Source organism: uncultured Pseudophaeobacter sp., assembly GCA_905479575.1.
In the GTDB taxonomy this organism is placed as follows: Bacteria; Pseudomonadota; Alphaproteobacteria; order Rhodobacterales; family Rhodobacteraceae; genus Pseudophaeobacter.
The window spans coordinates 14954-37969 of record CAJQNB010000073.1 but is presented as its reverse complement, the minus strand read 5'-3'; the positions used below and the strand labels follow the sequence as shown (position 1 = coordinate 37969).

21 protein-coding genes are annotated in these 23016 nt (G+C 59.8%); 5 read left to right on the top strand and 16 right to left on the bottom strand.

Annotation, left to right across the window (positions count from 1 at the left end; all coding sequences use genetic code 11):
• The 3 genes from QZ268_RS17740 to QZ268_RS17730 all read right to left on the bottom strand — a co-directional run.
• The coding region (locus QZ268_RS17740) for an ATP-binding cassette domain-containing protein (RefSeq protein WP_295455191.1) at window positions 1–282 on the bottom strand (282 nt) is incomplete at its 3' end.
• Window positions 282–986, bottom strand: coding sequence for an ABC transporter permease (locus QZ268_RS17735; protein ID WP_295455189.1), 705 nt, complete (start codon window positions 984–986; stop codon window positions 282–284). The genes QZ268_RS17740 and QZ268_RS17735, both read right to left, overlap by 1 nt.
• A gap of 87 nt (window positions 987–1073) precedes the next feature.
• Window positions 1074–1427, bottom strand: coding sequence for a hypothetical protein (locus tag QZ268_RS17730; RefSeq protein WP_295455187.1), 354 nt, complete (start codon window positions 1425–1427; stop codon window positions 1074–1076).
• Here QZ268_RS17730 and nadA point away from each other — a divergent pair.
• From nadA to nadC, 3 genes are read left to right on the top strand one after another with little or no spacing between them, the layout of a single operon-like run.
• On the top strand, window positions 1426–2478 hold the full coding sequence (gene nadA, locus QZ268_RS17725) for a quinolinate synthase NadA (RefSeq protein ID WP_295455184.1): 1053 nt from the start codon (window positions 1426–1428) through the stop codon (window positions 2476–2478). The two genes, QZ268_RS17730 and nadA, sit on opposite strands and share 2 nt — an antisense overlap.
• Window positions 2479–2525: 47 nt before the next feature.
• Window positions 2526–4109, top strand: a complete 1584-nt coding sequence (locus tag QZ268_RS17720; RefSeq protein ID WP_295455183.1) for an L-aspartate oxidase — start codon at window positions 2526–2528, stop codon at window positions 4107–4109.
• Between the two features lie 11 nt (window positions 4110–4120).
• The gene (nadC, locus tag QZ268_RS17715) at window positions 4121–4972 is read left to right on the top strand and encodes a carboxylating nicotinate-nucleotide diphosphorylase (protein WP_295455181.1); all 852 of its coding nucleotides are present in this window, start codon (window positions 4121–4123) and stop codon (window positions 4970–4972) included.
• Between the two features lie 61 nt (window positions 4973–5033).
• Here nadC and QZ268_RS17710 read toward each other — a convergent pair whose 3' ends face one another.
• Complete coding sequence (locus tag QZ268_RS17710; RefSeq protein WP_295455179.1) at window positions 5034–7010, bottom strand: CocE/NonD family hydrolase; 1977 nt, start codon at window positions 7008–7010, stop codon at window positions 5034–5036.
• 133 nt (window positions 7011–7143) lie between these two features.
• Between QZ268_RS17710 and QZ268_RS17705 the strand changes: the two genes are divergently transcribed.
• Window positions 7144–7941 (top strand): helix-turn-helix transcriptional regulator, encoded by a 798-nt coding sequence (locus QZ268_RS17705; RefSeq protein WP_295455177.1) that lies wholly within the window; start codon window positions 7144–7146, stop codon window positions 7939–7941.
• Between the two features lie 17 nt (window positions 7942–7958).
• Here the strand turns inward: QZ268_RS17705 and QZ268_RS17700 are convergent, their stop codons facing one another.
• The 6 genes from QZ268_RS17700 to QZ268_RS17675 all read right to left on the bottom strand — a co-directional run bounded on the left by QZ268_RS17700 (window position 7959) and on the right by QZ268_RS17675 (window position 13223).
• Window positions 7959–9062 carry a CaiB/BaiF CoA-transferase family protein gene (locus QZ268_RS17700; protein ID WP_295455175.1) on the bottom strand — a complete coding sequence of 368 codons (1104 nt, stop codon included), beginning with the start codon at window positions 9060–9062 and terminating at the stop codon, window positions 7959–7961.
• 246 nt (window positions 9063–9308) lie between these two features.
• On the bottom strand, window positions 9309–10901 hold the full coding sequence (locus tag QZ268_RS17695) for a polyamine aminopropyltransferase (protein ID WP_295455173.1): 1593 nt from the start codon (window positions 10899–10901) through the stop codon (window positions 9309–9311).
• Between the two features lie 7 nt (window positions 10902–10908).
• A complete protein-coding gene (locus QZ268_RS17690) occupies window positions 10909–11133 on the bottom strand; it encodes a DUF350 domain-containing protein (protein WP_295455172.1) in 225 nt (74 codons plus the stop codon).
• An 11-nt stretch (window positions 11134–11144) separates the two neighbouring features.
• Window positions 11145–11303, bottom strand: coding sequence for a hypothetical protein (locus QZ268_RS17685; protein WP_295455170.1), 159 nt, complete (start codon window positions 11301–11303; stop codon window positions 11145–11147).
• A gap of 1 nt (window position 11304) precedes the next feature.
• Entirely contained in the window at window positions 11305–12615 is a 1311-nt protein-coding gene (locus QZ268_RS17680) for a DUF4178 domain-containing protein (protein WP_295455168.1), read from the bottom strand.
• Window positions 12612–13223, bottom strand: a complete 612-nt coding sequence (locus QZ268_RS17675; RefSeq protein WP_295455167.1) for a DUF4178 domain-containing protein — start codon at window positions 13221–13223, stop codon at window positions 12612–12614. Before QZ268_RS17675 ends, QZ268_RS17680 begins: the two co-directional genes overlap by 4 nt.
• Window positions 13224–13559: 336 nt before the next feature.
• Here QZ268_RS17675 and QZ268_RS17670 point away from each other — a divergent pair, with 336 nt between their 5' ends.
• The gene (locus tag QZ268_RS17670; protein ID WP_295455165.1) at window positions 13560–13787 is read left to right on the top strand and encodes a hypothetical protein; all 228 of its coding nucleotides are present in this window, start codon (window positions 13560–13562) and stop codon (window positions 13785–13787) included.
• 158 nt (window positions 13788–13945) lie between these two features.
• Here QZ268_RS17670 and QZ268_RS17665 read toward each other — a convergent pair whose 3' ends face one another.
• From QZ268_RS17665 to zwf, 6 genes are all read right to left on the bottom strand, one after another.
• The gene (locus QZ268_RS17665) at window positions 13946–15769 is read right to left on the bottom strand and encodes a methyl-accepting chemotaxis protein (protein WP_295455164.1); all 1824 of its coding nucleotides are present in this window, start codon (window positions 15767–15769) and stop codon (window positions 13946–13948) included.
• A gap of 245 nt (window positions 15770–16014) precedes the next feature.
• Window positions 16015–16728, bottom strand: a complete 714-nt coding sequence (locus QZ268_RS17660; RefSeq protein ID WP_295455162.1) for an FCD domain-containing protein — start codon at window positions 16726–16728, stop codon at window positions 16015–16017.
• Window positions 16729–16734: 6 nt separating this feature from the next.
• Window positions 16735–17559 carry a sulfite exporter TauE/SafE family protein gene (locus QZ268_RS17655; RefSeq protein ID WP_295455160.1) on the bottom strand — a complete coding sequence of 275 codons (825 nt, stop codon included), beginning with the start codon at window positions 17557–17559 and terminating at the stop codon, window positions 16735–16737.
• 58 nt (window positions 17560–17617) lie between these two features.
• On the bottom strand, window positions 17618–19408 hold the full coding sequence (locus QZ268_RS17650; protein WP_295455158.1) for a gamma-glutamyltransferase family protein: 1791 nt from the start codon (window positions 19406–19408) through the stop codon (window positions 17618–17620).
• Window positions 19409–19647: 239 nt separating this feature from the next.
• Window positions 19648–21486, bottom strand: a complete 1839-nt coding sequence (gene edd / locus QZ268_RS17645) for a phosphogluconate dehydratase (protein WP_295455154.1) — start codon at window positions 21484–21486, stop codon at window positions 19648–19650.
• A 69-nt stretch (window positions 21487–21555) separates the two neighbouring features.
• Window positions 21556–23016, bottom strand: coding sequence for a glucose-6-phosphate dehydrogenase (gene zwf, locus QZ268_RS17640; protein WP_295455153.1), 1461 nt, complete (start codon window positions 23014–23016; stop codon window positions 21556–21558).

Here is a 23016-nt window from a genome sequence, read left to right as displayed (position 1 = left end):
GCGCTTTTGTAGCTGGGTCTCTTGAAGCTGAACACCAATTCTGTCTTGCAGCTGGTAGGCATCTTTGAATGGATTCAGTGCCAAGACCGAAATCGTTCCCCGTTCGGGAGTACGCAGACCCTCGACGCACTCCATCGTCGTGGTCTTGCCAGCGCCATTGGGGCCGATCACAATGGTGGTGCCCCGACCTTCGAGGGTCAGATCAATGGGACCAACCAGCACCTTGCCACGGCGGCGGACCATGGCCTGTTTGGCGACCAGCGGAAACAATGCGGTCTTCATTACCAGCGCCCCTCACTTTCCGTGTGACCCAGCCAGTGAATTGCCAGGTTGACGGTGATCGCCATGGCAATCAGCACAAACCCAAGCCCCAGCGCCATGGCAAAGTCACCTTTGCCGGTCTCTAGGGCGATTGCGGTGGTCAACACCCGCGTTGCATGGTCGATATTGCCGCCAACAACCATGATGGCGCCGACCTCACCGATGGCGCGGCCAAATCCCGCCAGCGCCGCCGTCAGCAAGGCCCGGCGCCCATCCCAAAGCAGCGCCTTGATCCGCTGCCCCTGGCTGGCATTCATCGAAATCAGCAGATCGTGGTAATCGCTCCACAGCTCACGCAGGGACTGATGTGCAATCGAGGCAACCAGCGGCACGATGATAATGACCTGCGCAATGATCATCGCTGTTGGGGTAAACAGCAGTCCCATCACCCCCAGCGGCCCGGAGCGTGACAAAAACACATAGACGATCAACCCGACCACCACGGGCGGCAGCCCCATCAGCGCGTTCAGCACGGCAATGGTGATCCGCCGCATCCGAAACCGGCGCACCGCCAGCAATGCCGCAAACGGCAGGGCAATCGCCGAGGCAACCGCCAACGCGGTCAAAGTGACCCGCAGCGAGCGTAGCGTAATTTCTACCAGGTCAGAATCCAAGGTCACTACCAGCCAAAAGGCCCTTAGCATACCATCCAACAGATCAACCATTGCGCCTGTTTTTCTCCTCTTAGGGTGGGAGGATAGCCGCCTCCTGCCCGGGTCACCATCTGACCTTCCCTTGGTTCAAAATCACAGCTAATCGCTCAAAAACAGGGCTAATTTGCCAAGGGTAGAAAAAGGGACAATTTGTCCAGCCCCACCTTTGGCCGCCTCTACCCAGGGGTCAAATTCGCCATCTTTTTCTATCGGAACTTTGCAAATTTCCGCGATCAATACAGACAAGAAACCCGGGAAATACGACCCGGCAGGCGCATTTTGGTTTCCTTTTGCTGCCGCAATGCGCCAATAGACCCCAACAACGGGCTTCCTTCGCGCCAAATTACCGCACAGGCACCGGTATTCCCCCTGTCTCCCTTGCGTGCGGAATTTGAACGTGAAACAAGCCTCACCCAAAGTTTCATCCTGAACACCACTTTGAGGATTAGCCATGTTTGATCTGCAAACCATGCGCGATCAGCTCGCCGCTCACTACGATCTGGCGCCAAACCCCGCTTTGGCGCAGGAGATGTCCGAGGAGTATGCGCGCATGAAACGCGTGGTTGCGCCAATGGACTGGGCTATCCACGCCCCCTATGTGGCTGCGATCAACGCCCTGAAAAAAGAGCGCAACGCGGTCATTCTGGCGCATAACTACATGACCCCCGAAATCTACCACGGGGTTGCCGATGTGGTGGGCGACAGCTTGCAACTGGCGATCGAGGCCACGCGGGTCGAGGCCGACGTCATCGTGCAATGCGGCGTGCATTTCATGGCCGAAACCTCCAAGATCCTCAGCCCGGACAAGATCGTGCTGATGCCAGACATGGAGGCAGGCTGCTCGCTGGCGGAATCCATCACCGCCGAGGGTGTCGAAGAGATGCGCCGCCGTTACCCCGGTGCCCCGGTGGTCACCTATGTGAACACCACCGCCGAGGTCAAAGCCGCCTCAGACATTTGCTGCACCTCTTCCAACGCCGCGCAGATTGTCGGCGCCATGGAGTCTGACACGGTCATCATGACCCCCGACCAGTATCTGGCGCAGAATGTGGCCCAGGATGTGCCGCATAAGAACGTCGTCTGGTGGGAGGGCTCCTGCATCGTGCACGAGCAATACAGCGCCAAGGATCTGCGCGAATTCCGCGAATGGAATCCCGGCACCCGGCTGATTGCCCACCCAGAATGCCCCCCCGATGTGGTGGCTGAGGCGGATTTTTCCGGCTCCACCAGTGGCATCATCAAATATGTCACCGACGAAAAGCCGGAAAAGGCCCTGCTGATCACCGAATGCTCCATGGCCTCCAATATCGCAGACAGCCTGCCAGAGGTGGATTTTGTCGGCCCCTGCAACATGTGCCCCTTCATGAAAAAGATCACGCTGGAGAAAATTCTCTGGTCGCTGCACACCATGTCAGAGCCAATCGAGGTTGATCCCAAAGTCGCCGAAGGCGCCCGCCAGGCAGTGCAGAAAATGATCGACCTGTCGCAAAAGCTGGGCATCTGAGAGGTGGCGACCTCTCCAGCAACAGCGCCGCGTTGGGAGCCAGGCGCATGACCGCCCCAGTTGCAGCCAAACAGCTGAGCACCGACCGTATCGTCATTGTCGGTGCGGGTCTTGCGGCGCTTTACGCAGCGCTGGAGCTGGCCCCGCGTCCGGTGCTGATGATCTCGCCCGAGCCCCTGGGTCTGGGGGCCAGTTCCGCCTGGGCGCAAGGCGGTGTTGCTGCGGCCATGGCCAAAAGCGACAGCGCCGCCTCCCATGCCCGTGACACCCGCAGGGCCGGCGACGGCACCGTCGACGTCGAGGTGGCCGATATGGTCACCCGCATGGCCCGCGATCATATTCTTGACCTCACAGAGCTGGGCGCGCCGTTTGATCGCGATGCTGACGGCAACTACGTGATGAGCCGCGAAGCCGCGCATTCCGCCGCCCGCGTTGTCCGGGTCAAAGGCGATCAGGCGGGCCAACAGATCATGGAAACCCTGATCCAGGAGGTCCGCGCCACGCCTTCGATCCAGGTTATTGAGGGCACCGAGGCCCTGCGGCTGGAGACCCGCGCCAATACCGTGACAGGGGTCTGGATCCGACGCTCTGACCAGCCCTCCGCGCCGGTGCTGATCTCCTGCCCTGCCGTTTTGCTCGCCGGGGGTGGCTCTGGCGGCTTGTTTGCCCATACCACCAATCCGCCACGTATCCGGGGCCAGGTTATCGGGCTGGCCGCCCGCGCTGGCGCCCGCATTGCAGATGCGGAATTTGTCCAGTTCCATCCCACTGCGGTTGACTGCGGCGAAGATCCTGCCCCCTTGGCGACAGAAGCTTTGCGCGGCGAAGGCGCCACCCTGATCAATTCTGATGGCCGCCGGTTCATGTTGGATCAGCATCCGGACGCAGAGCTGGCGCCGCGTGACGTGGTGGCGCGGGGTATCTTTGCCGAAACCCAGGCCGGGCGCCGCCCCATGCTGGACACCCGTGCCGCCCTTGGCGCCGAGGTACTGAGCCGCTTTCCCGCCCTGGCCGAAACCTGCGCCCGCGCCGGGATTGACCCGGTAAAAGATCCAATTCCGGTGGCTGTCGCCGCCCATTATCACATGGGCGGGATCGAGACGGATATGCGCGGGCGTGCCTCGCTGGATCGCTTGTGGGTCAGTGGCGAAGCCGCCTCCACCGGGCTGCATGGCGCCAATCGTCTGGCCTCGAACGGGCTACTCGAAGCCCTGGTCTATGCCCGCCGCGCTGCCCGGGACATTGCAGACACTATCGCAATGCCGACAGCGCCAGTGGCAGAACTCCACCCTGCATTCGCAACAGCCGCCCCGAGCCTGGATGCGGCGGCGGTGCAACAGCTGCGCCAGACCATGACCACCCATGTTGGCATGCGCCGCAACGCAGAAGGGCTGCGGCAAGCACTTGCCACCCTGCAAGCGCTGGAAGCGGCGCAGTCCCATGATGAGGCCTTTCTCAACATGTGCGCCACCGCCACCCTGATTGCCACCAGCGCGCTGGAGCGCCGCGAAAGCCGTGGCGGCCATTTCCGCACCGATTTCCCGCAGGCAGACCCTGCCCTCGCCCAGCGCAGCCAGACCAGCCTCAGCGCCGCCCATGCCCTGCGTGACCGGGTGTTACAAAGCCTTTGAAAGGACATGCCATGATCCGCCAAGCTCCCCTGCCCGACCTGTTGCTGGAACCCCTGGTGCGCGCCGCCCTGCATGAGGATCTGGGCCAGAACGGCGATATCACCACCCGCACGGTGATCCCGGCCGAGGCCCGCTATAGGGCGCGGCTGAATGCCCGCGAGGCCGGTGTTGTATCTGGTATGCAGATCGCCCGCATCGCCTTTCATCTGGTGGATCCCTCGCTGCAGGTTGAAACCCTAATCGCGGATGGCGCCCCCTGTGCTCCCGGCGAGACCTTGATGACCATCGAGGGCTCGGCCGCCGCGATCCTTTCCGGCGAACGCGTGGCGCTGAACTTTGCCGGGCGTCTGTCCGGGATTGCCAGCCTCACCGCCGGGTTTGTCGCCGAAACCAAAGGCAGCCAGACCCGCATCACCTGCACCCGCAAGACCACGCCGGGGCTGCGGATGGTGGAAAAACAGGCGGTGATCCATGGCGGTGGCTCAAACCACCGCTTTGGCCTCTCGGATGCGATCCTGATCAAGGACAACCACATCGCCGCCGCTGGTGGCATTGCCCAGGTATTGAACGCCGCCAAGGCCAGCGTCAGCCATATGATGAAAGTCGAGATCGAGGTCGACACCCTGGCTCAGCTGAGCCAGGTGCTGGAAACCGGCGGCGCTGATGTGGTGCTGTTGGACAATATGAGCACCCCCGATCTCATCCGCGCCGTCGAGCTGGCCCGAGGCCAGCTGGTGACCGAAGCCTCTGGCAACATGAAGCTGGAGCGCATTGCCGAAGTCGCCGCCACTGGGGTAGATTTCATCTCCTCCGGCGCGCTGACCCATTCGGCAAGCACCCTGGATCTCGGCCTGGATTTTTAAGTCAAATCAGCAGCGACGGTCAGGCGAAAGACGCCTGACCCAGGTATTGATCTGCGGCCAATCACTGAAATCCGCGCGGGATGGTTTCCTGCCATTCCTTGACCAGAACCTCCGCCCCCTCGCGGGCCGTCACTTTGCGCCACAGGTAAAAATTCTCCACGTCGCAACTCATCTTGTTCTCGGTGTCAATCGAGACCTGCCACGCGTCTTGTTCAAAAGTGAAAGTCCAATCACTGGCGAACACTGCGGAGGCCGGATCGTCAGGGTGGATTGCGTAGTGCATCGACACATGGCTGCCCACCGTCAGCCCGTGATAGGGATCCACCGCCTTGCCATAGTCGTCAAAGGTATCCAGCACCACTGTGCCATCTTCACGGGTTATGGTCTGTGAGGTGCCGCTGGCGGGCCGCAACACCTGCGATTGCAGGGTTGGATAATCCCGCGGTGCACCGGGGTTTTGCGGTGCGATCTCGGTTGCGACACGCCGCTCCGGCAGGGTGAGCGTCGAGCTTTCCAGATGCAGCGTTACTTCGGCGGCCTGCGGTGCGGGCCAGACGATGGGCCAGTAAGAGGTCGATATCGCCAGCCGCAACTGGTGCCCGGCACGCAGGTGATGGGCGCATTCATTCAGGGCGATCTCGGCCTCATAGCGCTGCCCCGGCACCAAAAGCTCCGGGGTTTCATGGCTGTCGCGATGAGTGAGGTTCAGGGCGCGGTAGGTGATCCGCTGTGAGACCCCTTCGGGCGAGATATCACACAGCCGCGCCACCAACTGCGCCACCGGGCGGTCGACGCTGAAGGACACCCGCAGGCGTGGCCGTCCCAATATCTCCAGCGGCTCCGCCAGTCGCCCAGTGTCAAAGCAGGTAGCCATGGCATCATCCGCCGTCTGATCTCCGGGCAGTTCATTTTCAAACCGCATACCAGCACAAAAATAACCCGCAGCCTGCCCCAGCGTCGCCGGGTTGCGCACAACCCGCTGCCCTGGTGTGACCGTCTCCGACAGCCCATCAGCGCCCAGATACATCACTCGGTCGCGCACATTGGGGGATGGCCACTGCGCCTCAGCTACCCAGCGGCCCTGACGGGGCTTGTTCTGCATGGTGGGATTGAAATGTTCCTGCATATAGGTGCGGTAGTCCGGCAGATCCTGAGCTCCGTTATCCTCTGCACGCAAGTGGTGATCAAACCAGGCCAGCACCTCGCCATGGAAATCCGCCGGATCCAGTTTGGCGATATGGGCGTAGCGGTGCTCCCAGGGGCCCACCAGCGCCTTAGCAGGTGCGGTGAGATTGGCGGCCAGGGCGGATGGGGTATTCACATAGGCATCCGCCCAGCCGGTGATGGCCAAAACCGGGGCGGTGATGGCCGACCAATCCTCACAGACGGAGCCGTGCTTCCACTGATCATCGCGGGTCGGATGGCGCAGCCAGTCGGCGGCCATAAAGGGCATCTCCGCGATCCGCTTGATCCAATCCTCCCGCCAGTCAGCGCGGTTCTTGGGGTTTGCCGGGCGCGACTGGTAGGCAAACATTTGACTGCCCCAATTGGCATTATCGCTCAGCAGGCAGCCGCCCATATAGTGGATATCATCAGCGTAGCGATCCGCTGTCGAGGCCACCGAGACCACCGCCTTGAGCGCCTCGGGGCGGCGATATGCCAGTTGCAAACCATTGAAGCCACCCCAGGAAATGCCAATCATACCGATGCTGCCATCGCACCAATCCTGCGCCGCAATCCAGGCCAGAACCGCTTCGCCATCGCTCAGCTCCTGCTCCGAATATTCGTCATCAAAGACGCCTTCGCTGTCCCCGGTTCCGGCTATGTCAACTCGGATACAGGCATAGCCTTCGCTGGCAAAAACCCTATGGGTGGTTTCATCCCGTGGCGCGGTGCCATCGCCCTTGCGGTAGGGCAGATACTCTAGAATGGCTGGAACCGGTGTCTGCACCCGTGGCAACCACATCCGCGCAGCCAGGCGGCGCCCGTCGGGCAGGGTGATCCAGGTGGTCTCGATCAGGTCATAGGCGTTGGGCATTCGGGCATCTCATTTTCTGGCTACAAATCTTGCTGCAATCTCGCCCAAGTCGTTGAATTTCCATACTGCGCAATTGTACCCAAAGTGACGCTAATGTAAGCACTTTATCGAGATCCTCAAAAGCGAGCGCCAGATGCAGTCTTCTTTCGCCCAAAACCTGCGCTGGCTCTGTGCCGAAGCGGGGCCGATTGCGCAGACCTGTCGTGGCATTGGCATCAATCGCCAGCAGTTCAACCGCTACCTCAGCGGTGGCGGCGCCCCCTCGGCCCATAACCTGCGGCGCATCAGTAAGTATTTTGCCCTGACAGAGGCAGAGCTGCTGGCACCCCATGATGAATTCTGCGCCGCACAGGGCGCGCGGCTGGATAAGGCTGCGCTGGCCGCAAACCCCTCATTTTTGCCGTTCAACCGGCTGTTTCAAAACCAGGCCCGCCCGCTGCGTCGGTTTTTAGGGGTCTATCACGCCTATTACTGCACCCCGACCTGGCCAGGGCAGATCCTGCGCAGTCTGATCCAGCTCCGGGCCGAGGATGGTCTGGTTGTCACCCATACCTATGAGCGGGCGACCTCCGGCGACGGCAGCATTCGCCAGCGCAGTCGTTATCACGGGCTGGCCAGCTTTCAGGGAAACCGGCTGTGTATGTATGAGACCCACCGGCGCGCAGGTGGTTTCTTGTCGGAGACAGTTTTAATGCCGGAACACCCACAACAGACAACCTATCTGCAGGGGCTGACCCTTGGGGTATCTGCCCGCCCGGATCAACAGCCCTTTTCCACCCGCACGGTCTGGGTACGCATCTCTGAGCGCACCAGCGCCCGCGAAGCCCTGGCGCTGACCGGCGCCTACCCCAGCACCAGCGTCAGACTGGACCCAAAGGTGCGGCGCCTGCTGGGAGACCAGCCGCCAATCAGCATCACTCCAGAGCCGTAGCCCAGAAAATGAAGAGCCTATTTTGGCAATTTGGGCGCCGATTTTTCCAGCGCCAGCTCAGCATCCGAGAATTTCCAGGGGCCACGGACGCCAGGAATGCCCTCTGGTGAAATCTGCATTCCGCGATGCTGCAACTGTGGATCCTCAAAGGCCTGACCCACGGTATTGATCGGACCCGCCGGAACCGTCGCCGCCTCCAGTGCTGCCAGCAGCTCTCCCTGGCTCCAGCCCGCCAGCACGGTTTCCAGCAATGTGGTCAAGGCATCGCGATTGGCCACCCGCAGTTGGTTCGAACTGAACCGCGCATCCGCCTTGATGCCCGCCAGACCCAGCACATCGCACAAGCGCTGGAACTGGCCGTCATTGCCCACGGCCAGAATGATATGCCCATCCTGTACCGCCATGACCTGATAGGGCGCGATATTGGGATGCGCATTGCCCAGCCGTGTCGGGCTGTCGCCGGTGGCAAGATAGTTCATCGCCTGATTTGCCAGAACCGCCGTGGCGCAATCCAGCAAGGACATGTCAATGTGCTGACCCCGGCCCGTGGTATGGCGCTGTTCAACCGCCGCCAGAATGCCAATGGTGCCATAAAGCCCGGTGACCACATCGGTGATCGCAACCCCTACCTTTTGCGGCTGGCCCTCAGGCTCACCGGTGATTGACATCAAACCGGACATCCCCTGCAGCAGAAAATCATAGCCTGCGCGTTTGGCATAGGGTCCGTCCTGACCAAACCCGGTGACCGAGCAATAGATCAGCCGCGGGTTCACCTGGGCCAGGCTCTCATAATCGAGGCCGTATTTCGCCAACCCACCGACCTTGAAATTCTCGATCAGAATATCCGCATCCCGGATCAGCTCCAGCACCTGCGCGCGCCCTGCTTCGGTGCGAAAATCCGCCACAACACAGTCTTTGCCGCGATTGGCCGCATAATAATAGGCTGCTGTTTTATCATCGTCGCGCTCAATAAACGGAGGCCCCCAGCTGCGGGTATCATCTCCATCAGGACTTTCGACTTTGGTCACTTTGGCGCCCAAATCCGCCAGCGACTGGCCGATCCAGGGGCCTGCCAGAATGCGCGCCAATTCAACAACTTTGAGGCCAGAAAGCGGGGTCATGGGCTATTCCTTACTGGGGTCTTGCCCCGTGCGATCAATCCTGACCGCTGTCTATCCCATCCCCTGTTCCCCCTGCAATAATTTGATCAGAAATCATCAAGCTCACGCTCTGACGCCTCGCCTGCCCGTATTTTCGACGGCAAAGCAGGCCCCCGCGCCAGTAAGCGGCGCTGGAGGCTAAGAGGAAACCGCGTGGCGGATCTCCAGCCACAGGCGCGCATCCGGATAAACCCCAGGTCCTACGGGCTACTCAAACCAACGCGCCCAGCCATCCAGATAATACCCAACCAAAGCATGTGACTGCACCGTATTGACCGCCACTGGTGTGGGACCACTTTGAGGGTCAAACACCTGCGCCGCCTGCCACACCTCGGGTGTCAGATATTTCAGCTCCGCCGCCAGACCTGCAGGCAGGCCAAGCCGCGTCGAGGCCGGTTTTTGCGGACTGGCCAGTACAAATCCCCAATCGCCAAAGCTGGGCAGATAGGCATGGTAGGGCTGCGTCGACAGCCCAGCCCCCGGGGCCTGGGGGTTACGGCTGGACTGCAGGGTCGCATTGATCGACCAAAAGGCTTCGCGGGCAAACAGTGGCGATCCCGCCTGTGTCACCATTACCCCCTGTGCGCTCAGCCGCTCAACCAAGGTGCCGTAAAACTGGCGGCTGTAGAGCTTGGACAGGGCCAGGTTCTTGGGATCAGGAAGATCTATTATTATCACATCATAGACGGCGCTGCTGCCTTCAACAAAGCGCCAGGCATCGACATTTTTGATATCAAGGCGCGGATCAGACAGGGATCCGTGGTTCAAAGGAGACAGGTCCGGGTGGTCGCGAAACAGCTCGGTGACGCGTGGGTCCAGATCGACGAGCGTGACCGTTTCGATCCCCGCCCAGCGCAACACTTCCCGTGCCGCCATCCCATCACCGCCGCCAAGGATCAGCACGGATTTGCGGCGCGGCGCCAACGACATGGCCGGATGCACCAGGCTTTCATGGTAGCGGTACTCATCCAGGCTATCAAACTGGATCGAGTAGTCCAGAAACAGCCGGGTGCGGTCGCGATACCGGGTCACTGTGATCTGCTGATAGGGCGTGGCTTCGCTAAGGATAATGTCATCCTCAAACAGGTTGCTCTCTGTCACTGATACCAGTCGTTCTGCCTGCCATAATGCAACCAAGGTCACCAGCAGCGCGATCGCCCAGACCCCCAGCTGCGCCCGGCTGGTATCGCGACGAAAAATCCACAAGGACAGCCCGGCAACCCCGAGGTTCAGCGCCCCAAACGCCAGACTCCCAGCCATCAGGCCAAGGTGCGGAATGATCAGCAATGGAAAGGCAAGCGAGGCAACCAATGCGCCAATATAGTCAACGCTGAGAACATTCTCAAAGCGGAACTCCGGCGCGCCAATGTCTTTGAGCACCCGCGCGATCAACGGGATCTCCAGTCCCGAAAGCAGCCCAACGGTGATCAGCAATCCGTACAACGGCAGGCTGACGCTCTCCATCCAGGCAAAGGTCAGGAACACCGCCGGCGCCATAAACCCACCCGCGATCCCCAGCAGGATCTGCGCCCAGACAAAGCCCGCCATTGGGCGCTCCACATAGCGCGACAGCCAGGCCCCCAGCCCCATGGACGACAGAAACACCCCGATCACATAGGAGAACTGTCGCACGGAGTCACCCAGCAGGTAGCTCGACAATGTGGCCGCGATCAGCTCATAGATGAGGCCGGCCACAGCCACCAGAAAGGTTGCCACCAACAGCCAGGCTTCCCGCAGGCGTAGGGACTTGGCCGCCGCAAGCGGGTCAGTTGATACGCCTGCGCTCTCTGTCGTCTGCACCTGCGGCTCAGGAGACAATGACAGCCGCAATGATGATCGAAATCGAAACGAACACCAAACCAATCAACACCGCCAGCGCCATGTTCTGATCCTGCTCGATCTCTTTCATGATGGGAAAAGGCGTCATCCAGTCAATGACCTTCCAGATCACCCCCATGAGCGCGACGCCCAGAATTGTATAGACAACAGTGCTGATCATTTCAGCCAGCTGAATTGCGGCAAGATACTCCATGAGAATCCTCTCTATTTGATACTTCCATTCAATCCCCGCCCAGCGCTGACAGCGCGGATAGAGCGATCCAAATCACGGCTTTCGCCGCCATGGCCCAGATAGGCGACATAGGTGGTTCCAGCGATAGCCAGCCCCGAGAGCACAACAAAGACCAGCCGAAATAACATCATCTCAATCGTCGTCCTCATCAACCCAGTCGCTGTCGCGCCAGCGGGCCCTGTTATGCAGATAACGGCGCAGCATCGGCAGGCCGCCAACACAGCCAAAACCAAGCGCCAGGAGAACCAGCCAGAAACTGCTGGAAACGCCATTGCGGATTTGCAGGCTTACCTCGGTCAACTGGCGTTGCGGCGAAGAGGCGCGGTTCACATTGGGCGCCCAAAATCCGCTCTCTTCCAAATCCAGCGTCACCGCATAACGACCGGCCGCCGGCGGAAAAAAGGCCAGGCTTGCCGCATTGCTGCCCTCGCTCCAGCTGCCCTCATTGTCGCGCCCATGATAATATTCCACGGTGCGCCCGGTTTCAAACAGCACCTCCCCCTCGGGATCTTCCAGCTCTACCGACAGGAAGTGCCAACTATTGCGCCCATTTCCCTGTAGTTCAATACGGGTCAGACGCCCTGGTTCGCTCACCTCAAACGGGATGGTTACCGGCAGTTCCGTAACCGAGAACCGTTGCCGCGTTTCGGCTAGCCTGCCGTTTTGCAGGAACATGACAAGCGCTAAACCCAGGCACAGTACCATGCAGCCCAGTGCCGCCTTGGTCAGGAAACCTGCATGGGCGCCTGCCTTCAATTTCTGAAGCGCATGTACTCCGCTTGGCTTGCCCCCAGTGTCCAGATCAAAGCCGGAAACCTCGGTCGGCTCCAGATAGACCGTATGGTAGATTTCCCGTTCGCGTTTGGTGGTCGAAAAGCCCAACATCGCAGTGTCGGACATCGCCGTAATCGTGGTGGTCTTCTGTCCCTTGCGCGGCGCCCAGGTGAATTCGCCCTCTGCATAGGTCACCGCGCTGGTTGAGGTCTCATAATATTGGAACACCTCTCCCCCGGCCCGCACCCTCGGGCGGGTATCTGCGCGGTTGACCTCAGCTTCTGACAGCCAGCCCACCGGCTTGCGGTAGCGCCGCGAAAAGGTCAGATGGCCATCCTCAAGTGTCAGCCAGGCATAGCCATGAGTGGGAGAGAACACCTGATGATCCACCCATTTCCAACTGCGCCCGCGCCAGACCTCTTCGTGTTCCAGTAGCCCAATGACAGTGTAGTTCACCCCAAAGATCTGCCCCGCCGCCCCAATCTTGATCGGGGTCTCCGGGCGCTCCAGAATATTGAATTTTACCAGGGCCTTATAATTGTCCAACGCATCCAGCGCCGTGCCACAATAGCTACAGATATGGGTTGTCACCCGGCCGCCGCCCAGAACGTCGAGCCCGGCGCCACAGGCGGTGCAGTTGATCGACTTAAGATCTGGGTTCAGGCTCATGCTGCTTTGACCTCGACCTCAAAGGGGTCGATCCAGCTGCCAATGAACCACTCATAGTCCTTGCCGACGCTCTCAGCCGACAGCACAGTGCCATTCTCCCCCTGCAGGTTGAGAAAGCGATAGCTCTCTCCGACCGTCAACGGGTGCCCAAAGCTGCCCTTGAGGCCAACACATGTTCCGGTTCCCTCTTCGTCGACGCGAAACCCTTCGGTCTTGTAGCGCAGCGTACGGCCCAGACGCAGCGTGCCCCGGTATTGTGGCCAGTCTTTTTCTGGCAGTTCACGTTGCAGGATCAGATCGCCCTCATCGACGGAAATCCACACCGGATTGCCGGAACCGTCAATCGCCCAGAATTCATCCCAAGTGCCGCGCCCGTAGGAAAACCGGGCATGGCCCAGAACCTGATAGCGCCCCTTGCCGATTTTGAGCTCATCGCCCAGCTGGCAAATCATCGGCACCTCATGCAGCACCCCCTGGCTGCCCGCAAGACGCAGCCCCGCATCCTCAAGCAGCAGAGTGGTCGCACAGGACTCGCAGGTGATCATCTTGACGCTTTTGATCGCCGGGCTGACGCGGCTACCACAGTTGGGACAGTTCATTTCGCTCATGGGCCAATTCTTATCATTCAGGCCCTGCTCGCAACGGGAAAAAACACCATTTTCCCTCATGCTTGCATTTTGCAACATGCCAAGGACTGGACAGATTCATCCTGAAATACAGATGCGCCCTACCCGCCCAAGGGTTCAATTTCACGCCCCCTGAGCCCGCAGGTTTCACAAGATGCAAAAAATCTAACAAATATATGATTTTAATGCCTGAAATTTACGCCATCCCGGCGCCTGAGCTCAACGCATAGCAGCTATGACGGCGCTGCGGCTGGTGGCGCGGAGAACCGCCGCCTATTTTCACCCCATGGGAGACGTTTTATCAGGAGTGACCTGCAAATGGCACATACCGCACATTATACCGCCCCAACCGCCTTTGGACTTTTGAATCTTCTTGCGAAGCCCTTCACAGCCCTTGGCAGAGGTTTGGTCGCAATGGCCGAAAACGATACGCGCTACAAAACCCTAACCAAACTGATGGCGATGAGCGACGAAGAGCTTGCAAAACGTGGCCTCAAGCGTGACCGGTTGGCACATCATGTCTTTTCCGACAGCTACTACCTTTAGGTCTGGTTGTACGATTTCGCGGATGCGCCCGGTTTGAGATCCAGCCACAAGTTTACGGCTGTTCAAAATGGGCGCATCCGGCCATTGTCTGACAGATCATCCTAGCTGCGATCTTCGTCGATGGCTCAGTCAGGTTGATGGCTCAGGCCGATGATGGCCTATGCAGACCGAGGCATCTGTTCTTCCTCATAGTCCATATCATCCACGTCGAAATCTTCAGTGGCTTCGGCAAAATCCACCTCAGACGCACTGTCCTGCCAAGGCTCAGGCGCACTGTCCTGCCAAGAGGTTGCGTCATCGATCTGATCCTGCTCCTCGCGCAAGACAAACTGATCAACCAGCTGATTCAGTCCGCGTGTTTCGCCATTCAAAGACTGGATAGCAGAGCTGGACTCATCAACCATGGTCGCATTTTTCTGGGTCACCTCATCCAGCTGAGACATGCCGATATTGACCTCGTTGATCCCCGTAGCCTGATTGGCAGAGACCGCAGAAATACCCGATATCAGCTCTGAAATCTGGGCGACCTGCTGGACAACCGCTTCCAGTGCCTTGCCTGCACCGTCAACCTGCTGCACCCCATCCTGAACATGATCGGAGCTGGTCGCGATAAGGATTTTGATCTCCTTTGCCGCTTCAGACGACCGCTGTGCAAGCTCACGCACTTCGGAGGCCACAACAGCAAATCCTCGCCCCACTTCGCCAGCGCGCGCCGCTTCAACCCCGGCATTAAGCGCAAGAAGGTTGGTCTGGAAGGCGATGTCATCAATCACCCCAATGATCTGCGAAATCCGGCTAGAAGACGCTTCAATCTCGTTCATGGCGGCAATTGCCCCCTCAACGACCCGCCCGCTGTGTTCCACGTCGCTGCGCGCTGTCACCACCGCCTGCTCGACTTCTTTGGTGTTTTGCGCCGCAGTGTTGACGCTCATGGCCATCTGCTCCAGCGCTGCTGCAGTCTGCTCCAGCGTTGCGGCCTGGCTGGCAGTACGCGTCGACAGATCCTCGGATGCGACCTGAATTTCACTGGATCGTCCCTGAATACCCTTGCTGGCCAATACCACCTTGGAAATCAATTCATTCAGGTTATCGACCGTTTCATTGTAATCAATGCGCAATGGGTCGTATTCATCGTCAAAAGTTTCATCAATGCGGTCACTAAAGTCCCCTTTCGACATATTTTTCAACCCGTTCCCAAGACGGGTGATAACACGCTCCCCTTCGGCTCGGCCCGCCTCTTGTTCGGCGAGAGTTTTTACAACAAGGGCAGTAATCACATCGATATCATGGGCAATTTCACCAAAATCGTCCGGGCGCATTCGGTCAGAGATCCTGACCTCAAAATCCCCCTTCGCAACCTCTTTGAGCGCCATGCGCAAGCGTTCGATTGGTCTGGTAATGGTCAGGGTCGTTCTGCGCGCATTATATAGCATCACCAAAATGGCCAGGCCAGAAACACCCAATAACGTATAAAGCATATTCATATCATGGGCCTGCGCCGCCACCGCTGTTTCCGCGGCACGCGCTTCAATGCTTTCACCAATCGAGTGAAGCGCTTCCTCCAAGGCGTGGAATTCTTGCAAATAGGACGGCAGCGCTGCCAGAGCAGCGGCACTATCGCGAAACCCCAAAGCCTGAAGAGCCTGGCTAGAGGCGAGGTTCTGCTCTGCCATAGGCAAAACTGTTTCGATCGCGGCGGCGGTTTCGGGCTGGGTTTCTGTCACCTGAAGCTCTTTGAGACTGGTCAGAAGGCTCTCTGCCTCTTCCGTCAGCTGCGCCGACAGCGCTGTTTTATCATCATTGGAGAGATCTGCACCCTGAAGCAGGCCGTAAACAACCAGCCCTTCTATCGCTTCGCGTTTCAGATTTGCGTTTAACTCCTGCCGCACCGCCTCGACAGTGGCGATTTGCCTTTCCAATTCCAATTCACTCTGCCAAAGGCTATAGACCGACAGACTGGCCAGAAATACGATAGATGACACCGCTGTAATGCCAGAAACCAGCAATCTTAAGTTTATTGAGACATTCCTGAACATTTAAAAACTCCACAAGGTTGTACACCTAATTATTAAAGTTCGTTTATTAAAAATTCAAAAACAGCGCCAAAACAACCTCCGGAACAAGAACCTGCAACCTGAGATATTACTTACCAGAAAATTTCCGCAAATAACAAAACAGGGCATGAAGTTATTAAGCCAATACCGGGTGTTCCTCTAAGGTCACGACCCTAGTGGGATTGCAACAGCGTCTCCGCCACGCAGTGCAGGTGGTCCTGCATGATCTGCGTTGCCGCCGGGCTGTCGCCCTTTAGGATGGCCGCTGCCAGAGTCTGGTGCTGCTGCCCCAGAACGGCCATCACCTCAGGCGAATAATGAGCGGCCCGTGTGGTGGCCCAACTGGACTGCGCCCGCACCGTACGGATTGCCTCATAGACGGTCAGAAATAGCGGGTTCTGCGCCATCTCTGCGATTTTATAGTGAAAGACGTCATCCGCAGCGTCGTAGCTGTGTTGATCCGGCGCATCGAGCGTCGCCTGCGCCGCCTGTGCAAAAAGCTCGCGCGCTTGGTCATCGGCACGCAGGGCTGCAAGACCTGCCAGGGCAGGCTCGATCTGCAACCGCACCTCCATCACCTCTTGCGGGCTCACCCGTTGCGCGAGGCTCTTGAGCCGCGCGGCGTCAGTTGCGGGGGGCGGTTGCACAAAGGTTCCCTGCCCCCGTCGGCGAAACAGGGCGCCTTCGGCCTCAAGCAGATCCAGCGCCTGCCGCAAACGGGCCCGACTGACGCCCAGATGCTGCGCCATCTCTCGTTCAGGCAACAGGCGGTCCCCGCGCAGCATGGTGCCGGAGGCAATTCCCTGTCGCAACTGCTGCGCCAGATGCTGTTGCGGCTGCCGGGTATCGGATGTGCCTGCTGGGCTGCGTGGAGGGTGATCGGTCATTGCTGGCTACAGACCTGCCAGGTCGCTGAACATACGCGCAGAGGTCAGCATCAAGAATACGCCAAAGGCCAGTCGCAGGGCTCTGCGCGGAATGCTATGGGCCAGTTTAACCCCCACCCGCGCAAAGCTGGTGCTCAAAGGAATGATCACCGCTGCCAGGAAAAGATTCACATAACCAAAAGAAAACGGCGGCAGCCCCTCGGCGCCAAAACCGGTCGCCATGTAAATCAGTGCGCCGGGCACACCGATCACAAACCCAATGGCCGCTGAGGTGCCAACCGCTTTGCGAATGTCATAGCCGAGGAAATTCAACAGCGGCACACAGACGGTACCGCCGCCAATCCCCATCATGGCCGAAATCGCCCCGGCCACCACGCCCAAAGCGGCCCAAACAGGTTTGGCAAAGCTGCGCGGAGTTGCACTGTCAGCGCCTGTGCGCAGGATCATGTCTAAGGCGACGATGGCCGCCACCACGGCAAAGACCGCAATCAGCACCTTGCCGGACACCAGCCCCCCCAGAACACCACCAATCAGCACCCCGATCAGGATTGACGGCGCCCAAAGCTTGAGCAAGCCCATATCAATGGCGCCTTTGCGATAGTGACCATAGCCCGACGACAGCGAGGTAAACACAATGGTCGCCAGCGAAGTACCAACGGCCACCTGCATGGTGAGCGCACTGTCCATCCCGGTAAGGGACAAAGCCAGATAAAGCGCCGGCACAATGACAATGCCGCCTCCGACGCCCAATAGCCCGGCCAGTATCCCGCCCACGACGCCCGATCCAGCGGCAACAGCCGCCAAAGTCAAAAGGGTTTCGATCTCAAACATGTCTTAGGTTCCCGTTCCTGTATGTGTTCTGCTCGCCAGACAGTTTGCCACGCGCAACTTAGCGCCCAACCGCATAGGCCTGCATCAGGCGTGGCGTGGCCGCAGCCTGCAGGCTGCCATCCGCATGGCGCAGGGCTGCGGTCAGTCGTCCAACGGTCCAATCCTCGGCCACCGTGACCATATGGCCCCGTTGGCGCAGGTCAGCGATTACGGCCTCGCCAAAAGCCGCTTCAATCATCATTTCGCCAGGCAGGGCGGCGCGCGGATAAAAGCTGCCTTGAAAATGCATCGAATGAAACAGCGGCGCGTCCATACCCGCCTGCAGATCCAGCCCGTGGTGCACAAAGCGCAGGAACCAGATCAATTGCCATTGATCCTGCTGATCCCCTCCCGGTGTGCCAAAGACCAGCCGCGTGCCGTCCTTTTCTGCCAGGCTTGGCGTCAGGGTGGTGCGCGGGCGCCGCCCCGGCGCCAAGGAGGTGGGCAGCCCCTGCTCCAGCCAGAACATCTGGGCGCGGCTGTTCAGCGCAAAGCCCAGACCGGGCACCACAGGGCTGGATTGCAGCCATCCTCCCGAAGGCGTTGCAGAGACCATATTGCCCCAACGGTCAATCACATCCAAATGTACCGTATCGCCACGTTTCTCCGTGAGATGCGCCATGGTCGGCTCTTGTGGTGCAGCCTCAGCGACGCCAAAGTCCCGCGCCGCCCGGGCGATATAGGCATCCGCCTGACGTTCAAACCCTGGCAACCGCCCGGGGCGCTGCTGCAGCGAGGCCTGATCAGTGATCAGCGCTGCGCGCGCGGCGTTATACTCATCCGACAACAGCACATCCATCGGCACCGCGCTGTGATCCGGGTCGCCATAATAGGCCTCGCGGTCCGCATAGGCGAGCTTCATCGCCTCAATCACCGTATGGGTGAACTCTGCGCCGAAAGGATCCATCGCTGCCAGGTCAAAATGGTTCAGGATCGCCAGGCTTTGCAACAACACCGGCCCCTGCGACCAGGCCTGGGTCTTATGTACCGTCCAGCCGTGATATTCATAACTGAGGGTCTCTTCATACTGCGCCCGCCACTGCGCCAGATCTGCCGCTGTCAACACGGCGCTGTTCTTTTGCTCCGAGACGTCATGCACCTTTGCGGTTTTTAGATATTGCGCGATTGCCTCGGCAACAAAACCTTCTGCCCAGGCGCTGCGGGCCGCATCAATCTGCGCCACGCGGTCCCCGCCGCTGGCCTCACCCAGATCCACCAGACGTTGATATGTCCGGGCCAGATCGGGATTCTTGAAATTTTCATTTGGTGCAGGTGCCACGCCACCGGGACACCAGGTCGCAGCGGAACTGGGCCACTCAGCCGCAAAATAGTCCGCCAGGCCTGCGATGGTATGGGCGACCCGAGGCAAAACCGGGTGGCCGTCGCGCGCATAGGAGATTGCAGGCTCCATCACCTGAGCAAGAGACAGGGTTCCATGGTCGCGCAGCATCAGCATCCAGCCATCAAAGGCGCCGGGAATGACCGTGGCCAGCAGTCCTGAGCCGGGGATGAGCTCCAGCCCCTGTGCCCTGTAGTGATCTATCGTCGCCCCGGCCGGCGCCGGGCCTTGGGCGGCAAGCACTGTCGTCTTGCCGGATTGGGCGGAATGGAAAATGGCCGGCAGATCCCCGGCAGGGCCGTTCAAATGCGGCTCGACCACCTGCAACACCAACCCGGCGGCCACCGCCGCATCAAAGGCATTGCCGCCACGCTCCAGAATGCCAAAGCCCACAGCCGAGGCGATCCAATGGGTTGAGGTTGCAACACCAAAGGAGCCGCGAATTTCTGGCCGTGTGGTAAACCCCTGCATCTGCGCCCCCTTGCGACCTGTTTCGGCCCGTCATGTTTCGGCCCGTCATGTTTAGGCCCGTCACGTTTCAGCCTGCAACAGCCAGCTGAACCAATTCTACATTGGTTCAAAAACACTCAAAGCCCGCCAAGAGTCAAGCCCAGCAGATCAGGCACAACCATATGCCCCGCGCAGGGCAGTCGCGGGGCATAGAAAATAAATTGGGAAAGTGCTCAAAGGGGCGGTCTGCCTGCTCTGTGTCAGTTCTTTGAGGTCGGCGTCGCCTCGGTGGGCAGATCAAACACCGTGGCACCTGTATCCGCTGAGGTCACAGTGCGGCGGAACATACCAAACATTTCGCGCCCCGTGCCGTGCTGATAGGCGCTGAGATCGGCGCTGGCGCAGGCGCGGTCCAGCACCCCCTCTGTCAGGATCTCCAGCGCGCCACTGGTGGCATCCAGCCGGATCATATCGCCATCGCGAACCTTGGCAATTGGTCCACCATCCAGAGCCTCGGGAACCACATGAATGGCAGCGGGCACCTTGCCCGAAGCCCCAGACATGCGCCCATCGGTGACCAACGCCACCTTGTGACCCCACCCCTGCAGGATCGCCAACATCGGGGTCAGGCTGTGCAGCTCGGGCATGCCATTGGCTTTGGGGCCCTGAAAACGCACCACCACAATAACGTCGCCGTTGAATTCCCCTGCCTTAAAGGCCGCCTTGGCGTCCTCCTGGTCGTGGAACACCCGCGCCGGCGCCTCGATCACATGATGTTTTTCATCCACCGCCGAGACCTTAATCACCGCAGTCCCCAGTGAGCCCGTCAGACGTTTCAACCCACCCGTTGCCTGAAATGGCTCCGCTGCCGGGCGCACAATTGCGGCGTTCAAGGTCTCCTTGGGGCCAGGACGGAATGTCAGCCCCTCCTCCGAGAGCAACGGCTCTTGGGTGTAGCTCGCAAGCCCCTCGCCCGCCACAGTTTTGGTATCCCCATGCAGGAAGCCCGCCTCCAGCAGCTCACCGATCATAAAGCCCAAACCGCCAGCGGCGTGGAAGTGGTTCACATCTGCAAGGCCGTTGGGATAGACCCGCGCCAGCAGCGGCACCACCTCCGACAGGTCCGCAAAATCCTGCCAGTCCAGAATGATCCCGCCGGCGCGCGCCATGGCGATGAGGTGGATCAATAGATTGGTGGAGCCGCCCGTGGCCATCAGCCCGACGATGCCATTGGCATAGGTCTTTTCATCCAGCACCTGGCAGATCGGCGTATAGTCATTGCCAAGCGCCGAGAGCGCCAGCGCCCGTTGTGACCCCGCTACCGTCAGCGCCTCGCGCAGGGCGGTGCCGGGATTGACAAAGCTGGAGCCGGGCAGGTGCAGCCCCATGAATTCCATCAACATCTGATTGGAATTGGCGGTCCCGTAAAACGTACATGTGCCGGGGCCATGATAGGCCGCCATCTCGGCTTTCAGCAATTCGGCCCGGTCGATTTCTCCGGCGGCAAACTTTTGTCGGATCTGCGCCTTTTCGTCATTTGCCAATCCGCTGGTCATGGGACCCGCAGGCAGGAAAACCGCCGGAATATGACCAAAGGCCTGTGCCCCGATCACCAGCCCCGGCACGATCTTGTCACAGACCCCCAGATAGACCGCAGCATCAAAGACATTGTGGCTCAGCGCGATGCCGGTGGCCATGGCGATGGTATCGCGGGAAAACAGGCTCAGCTCCATACCCGCCTCGCCCTGGGTGACACCATCACACATCGCAGGCACTCCGCCCGCCACCTGCGCCGTGCCCCCGGCCTGACGCAGGGCCTCGCGGATCAGCGCCGGGTAGGTTTCAAAAGGCTGATGCGCTGACAGCATATCATTATACGCGGTGACAATGCCCAGATGGCCGCTGCTGGCCTCGGCAAGTGTCGCTTGATCCGCTCCGGTGGCGGCATAGGCATGGGCCTGCCCCGAACAGCTGAGATGCGCCCGCGCCGGTCCTTTGCCTGCAGCGGCCTGCATGCGCTCGAGATAGGCGCTGCGGCTGGCGGCGCTGCGGGCGATGATCCGGTGGGTTACCTCGGCGAGAGTTTTATTAAGTCGCATGTAAGAGGCCTTTCGGGTGTCTGGCAGGTGCTAGCGATGGGGTCGGCAAAGGGGCGGTGGTGAAACGCATCAGGCGCCAATAGTGCGCCAACGGCGATTATCGCGGTGCATCAGCAACAGGGAATCCTCAGGTCCCGAGCCGCCACGATCATAGGCCTGGGGAGCGGCGCCGGACTGGCTCCAGCCGTCAATGATTGGATCGGCCCAGGCCCAGGCGGCCTCGACCTCATCCCCGCGCATGAACAAGGTCTGGTTGCCGCGAATGACATCCATGATCAGCCGCTCATAGGCATCCTGGGGGCGCCCCGCTTCGGGCAGGGAGTCGGCAAAGGTCATATCCAGATTGGCCCCCGTAAGCCGCATGCCGCCTGGGCCCGGGTCCTTGATCGTGGTGCGCAGGGTGATGCCCTCATCCGGTTGCAGGCGGATCACCAGGACATTGCCATGCACCCCGTCGGCGCCTTCAAAAATGTTATGGGGCGGATCACGGAAATACACTGCAATTTCGCTTTCACGGGCCCGCAGGCATTTGCCCGTCCGCAGATAAAAGGGCGTCCCGGCCCAACGCCAGTTGGCCACCTGCACCTTCATCGCGATAAAGCTCTCGGTGCGGCTGTTGGGATCGCCGGCGTGATCCAGATAGCTGTCGGCAACAGCGCTGCCGGGGGTGGCACGATATTGTCCCCGTGCCAGATCGCCCTGCGCCACCGTTTCCAGCGCTTCGATCACCTTGACCTTTTCATCGCGCACCGCATTAGAGGTGAACCGCGAGGGCGGCTCCATTGCGGTCAGGCAGAGCAGCTGCATCAAATGGTTCTGCACCATATCCCGCATGGCCCCAGAACGGTCATAATATTCCCCCCGCCCCGCTACGCCGATGCTTTCGGCAACGGTGATCTGCACATGGTCGATATGGGTGGAATTCCACAACGGCTCAAACAGGGAGTTGGCAAAGCGCAGCGCCATCAGGTTCTGCACCGTTTCTTTGCCCAGATAGTGGTCAATCCGGTAAATCTGGCTTTCGTCAAAATGATCCCGCAACGCCCCGTTCAGCGCCTGTGCCGACCCCAGATCATGGCCAAAGGGCTTTTCCAGAACAATCCGGCTCTCTGGTGTGGCAATGTTGCAAGAGCTAAGGCGGCTGGCGATTTCAGGAAACAGGCTGGGTCCCACGGAGAGGTAAAACACCCGGATCACATCGGCGCGCAGATGGCTTTTCAGCGCCAGCCAGCCGGTGTCGTCTTTTGCATCCACTGGCACATAGTCCAGCAATTGAACAAAGGCGGCGATATCCTCTTCTCCGGTCTCCCCCTCCTGGCCAAACTCCCGAATGGCCTCGGCCACGAAGGCCTGAAACCCGGACTTGTCCAGCTTGCTGCGCGACGTGCCGATGATGCGGCTTTGGGGGCTGAACTGCGCGATCTGAAAACGGTGAAACAGGCTCGGCAGGATTTTTCTGCGCGCCAGATCGCCAGTGGCACCAAAGAGAACCAGATCAAAGGGGTCGACGGGGATAACGCGAGAAACCAT

Bases quoted from the DNA above. Each gene is read 5' to 3' on its own strand.
- QZ268_RS17735 (WP_295455189.1), bottom strand. From the start codon at position 986: ATGGTTGATCTGTTGGATGGTATGCTAAGGGCCTTTTGGCTGGTAGTG.
- nadA (WP_295455184.1), top strand. From the start codon at position 1,426: ATGTTTGATCTGCAAACCATGCGCGATCAGCTCGCCGCTCACTACGAT.
- QZ268_RS17730 (WP_295455187.1), bottom strand. From the start codon at position 1,427: ATGGCTAATCCTCAAAGTGGTGTTCAGGATGAAACTTTGGGTGAGGCT.
- QZ268_RS17720 (WP_295455183.1), top strand. From the start codon at position 2,526: ATGACCGCCCCAGTTGCAGCCAAACAGCTGAGCACCGACCGTATCGTC.
- nadC (WP_295455181.1), top strand. From the start codon at position 4,121: ATGATCCGCCAAGCTCCCCTGCCCGACCTGTTGCTGGAACCCCTGGTG.
- QZ268_RS17710 (WP_295455179.1), bottom strand. From the start codon at position 7,010: ATGCCCAACGCCTATGACCTGATCGAGACCACCTGGATCACCCTGCCC.
- QZ268_RS17705 (WP_295455177.1), top strand. From the start codon at position 7,144: ATGCAGTCTTCTTTCGCCCAAAACCTGCGCTGGCTCTGTGCCGAAGCG.
- QZ268_RS17700 (WP_295455175.1), bottom strand. From the start codon at position 9,062: ATGACCCCGCTTTCTGGCCTCAAAGTTGTTGAATTGGCGCGCATTCTG.
- QZ268_RS17690 (WP_295455172.1), bottom strand. From the start codon at position 11,133: ATGGAGTATCTTGCCGCAATTCAGCTGGCTGAAATGATCAGCACTGTT.
- QZ268_RS17685 (WP_295455170.1), bottom strand. From the start codon at position 11,303: ATGATGTTATTTCGGCTGGTCTTTGTTGTGCTCTCGGGGCTGGCTATC.
- QZ268_RS17680 (WP_295455168.1), bottom strand. From the start codon at position 12,615: ATGAGCCTGAACCCAGATCTTAAGTCGATCAACTGCACCGCCTGTGGC.
- QZ268_RS17675 (WP_295455167.1), bottom strand. From the start codon at position 13,223: ATGAGCGAAATGAACTGTCCCAACTGTGGTAGCCGCGTCAGCCCGGCG.
- QZ268_RS17670 (WP_295455165.1), top strand. From the start codon at position 13,560: ATGGCACATACCGCACATTATACCGCCCCAACCGCCTTTGGACTTTTG.
- QZ268_RS17660 (WP_295455162.1), bottom strand. From the start codon at position 16,728: ATGACCGATCACCCTCCACGCAGCCCAGCAGGCACATCCGATACCCGG.
- QZ268_RS17655 (WP_295455160.1), bottom strand. From the start codon at position 17,559: ATGTTTGAGATCGAAACCCTTTTGACTTTGGCGGCTGTTGCCGCTGGA.
- QZ268_RS17650 (WP_295455158.1), bottom strand. From the start codon at position 19,408: ATGCAGGGGTTTACCACACGGCCAGAAATTCGCGGCTCCTTTGGTGTT.
- edd (WP_295455154.1), bottom strand. From the start codon at position 21,486: ATGCGACTTAATAAAACTCTCGCCGAGGTAACCCACCGGATCATCGCC.
- zwf (WP_295455153.1), bottom strand. From the start codon at position 23,016: ATGGTTTCTCGCGTTATCCCCGTCGACCCCTTTGATCTGGTTCTCTTT.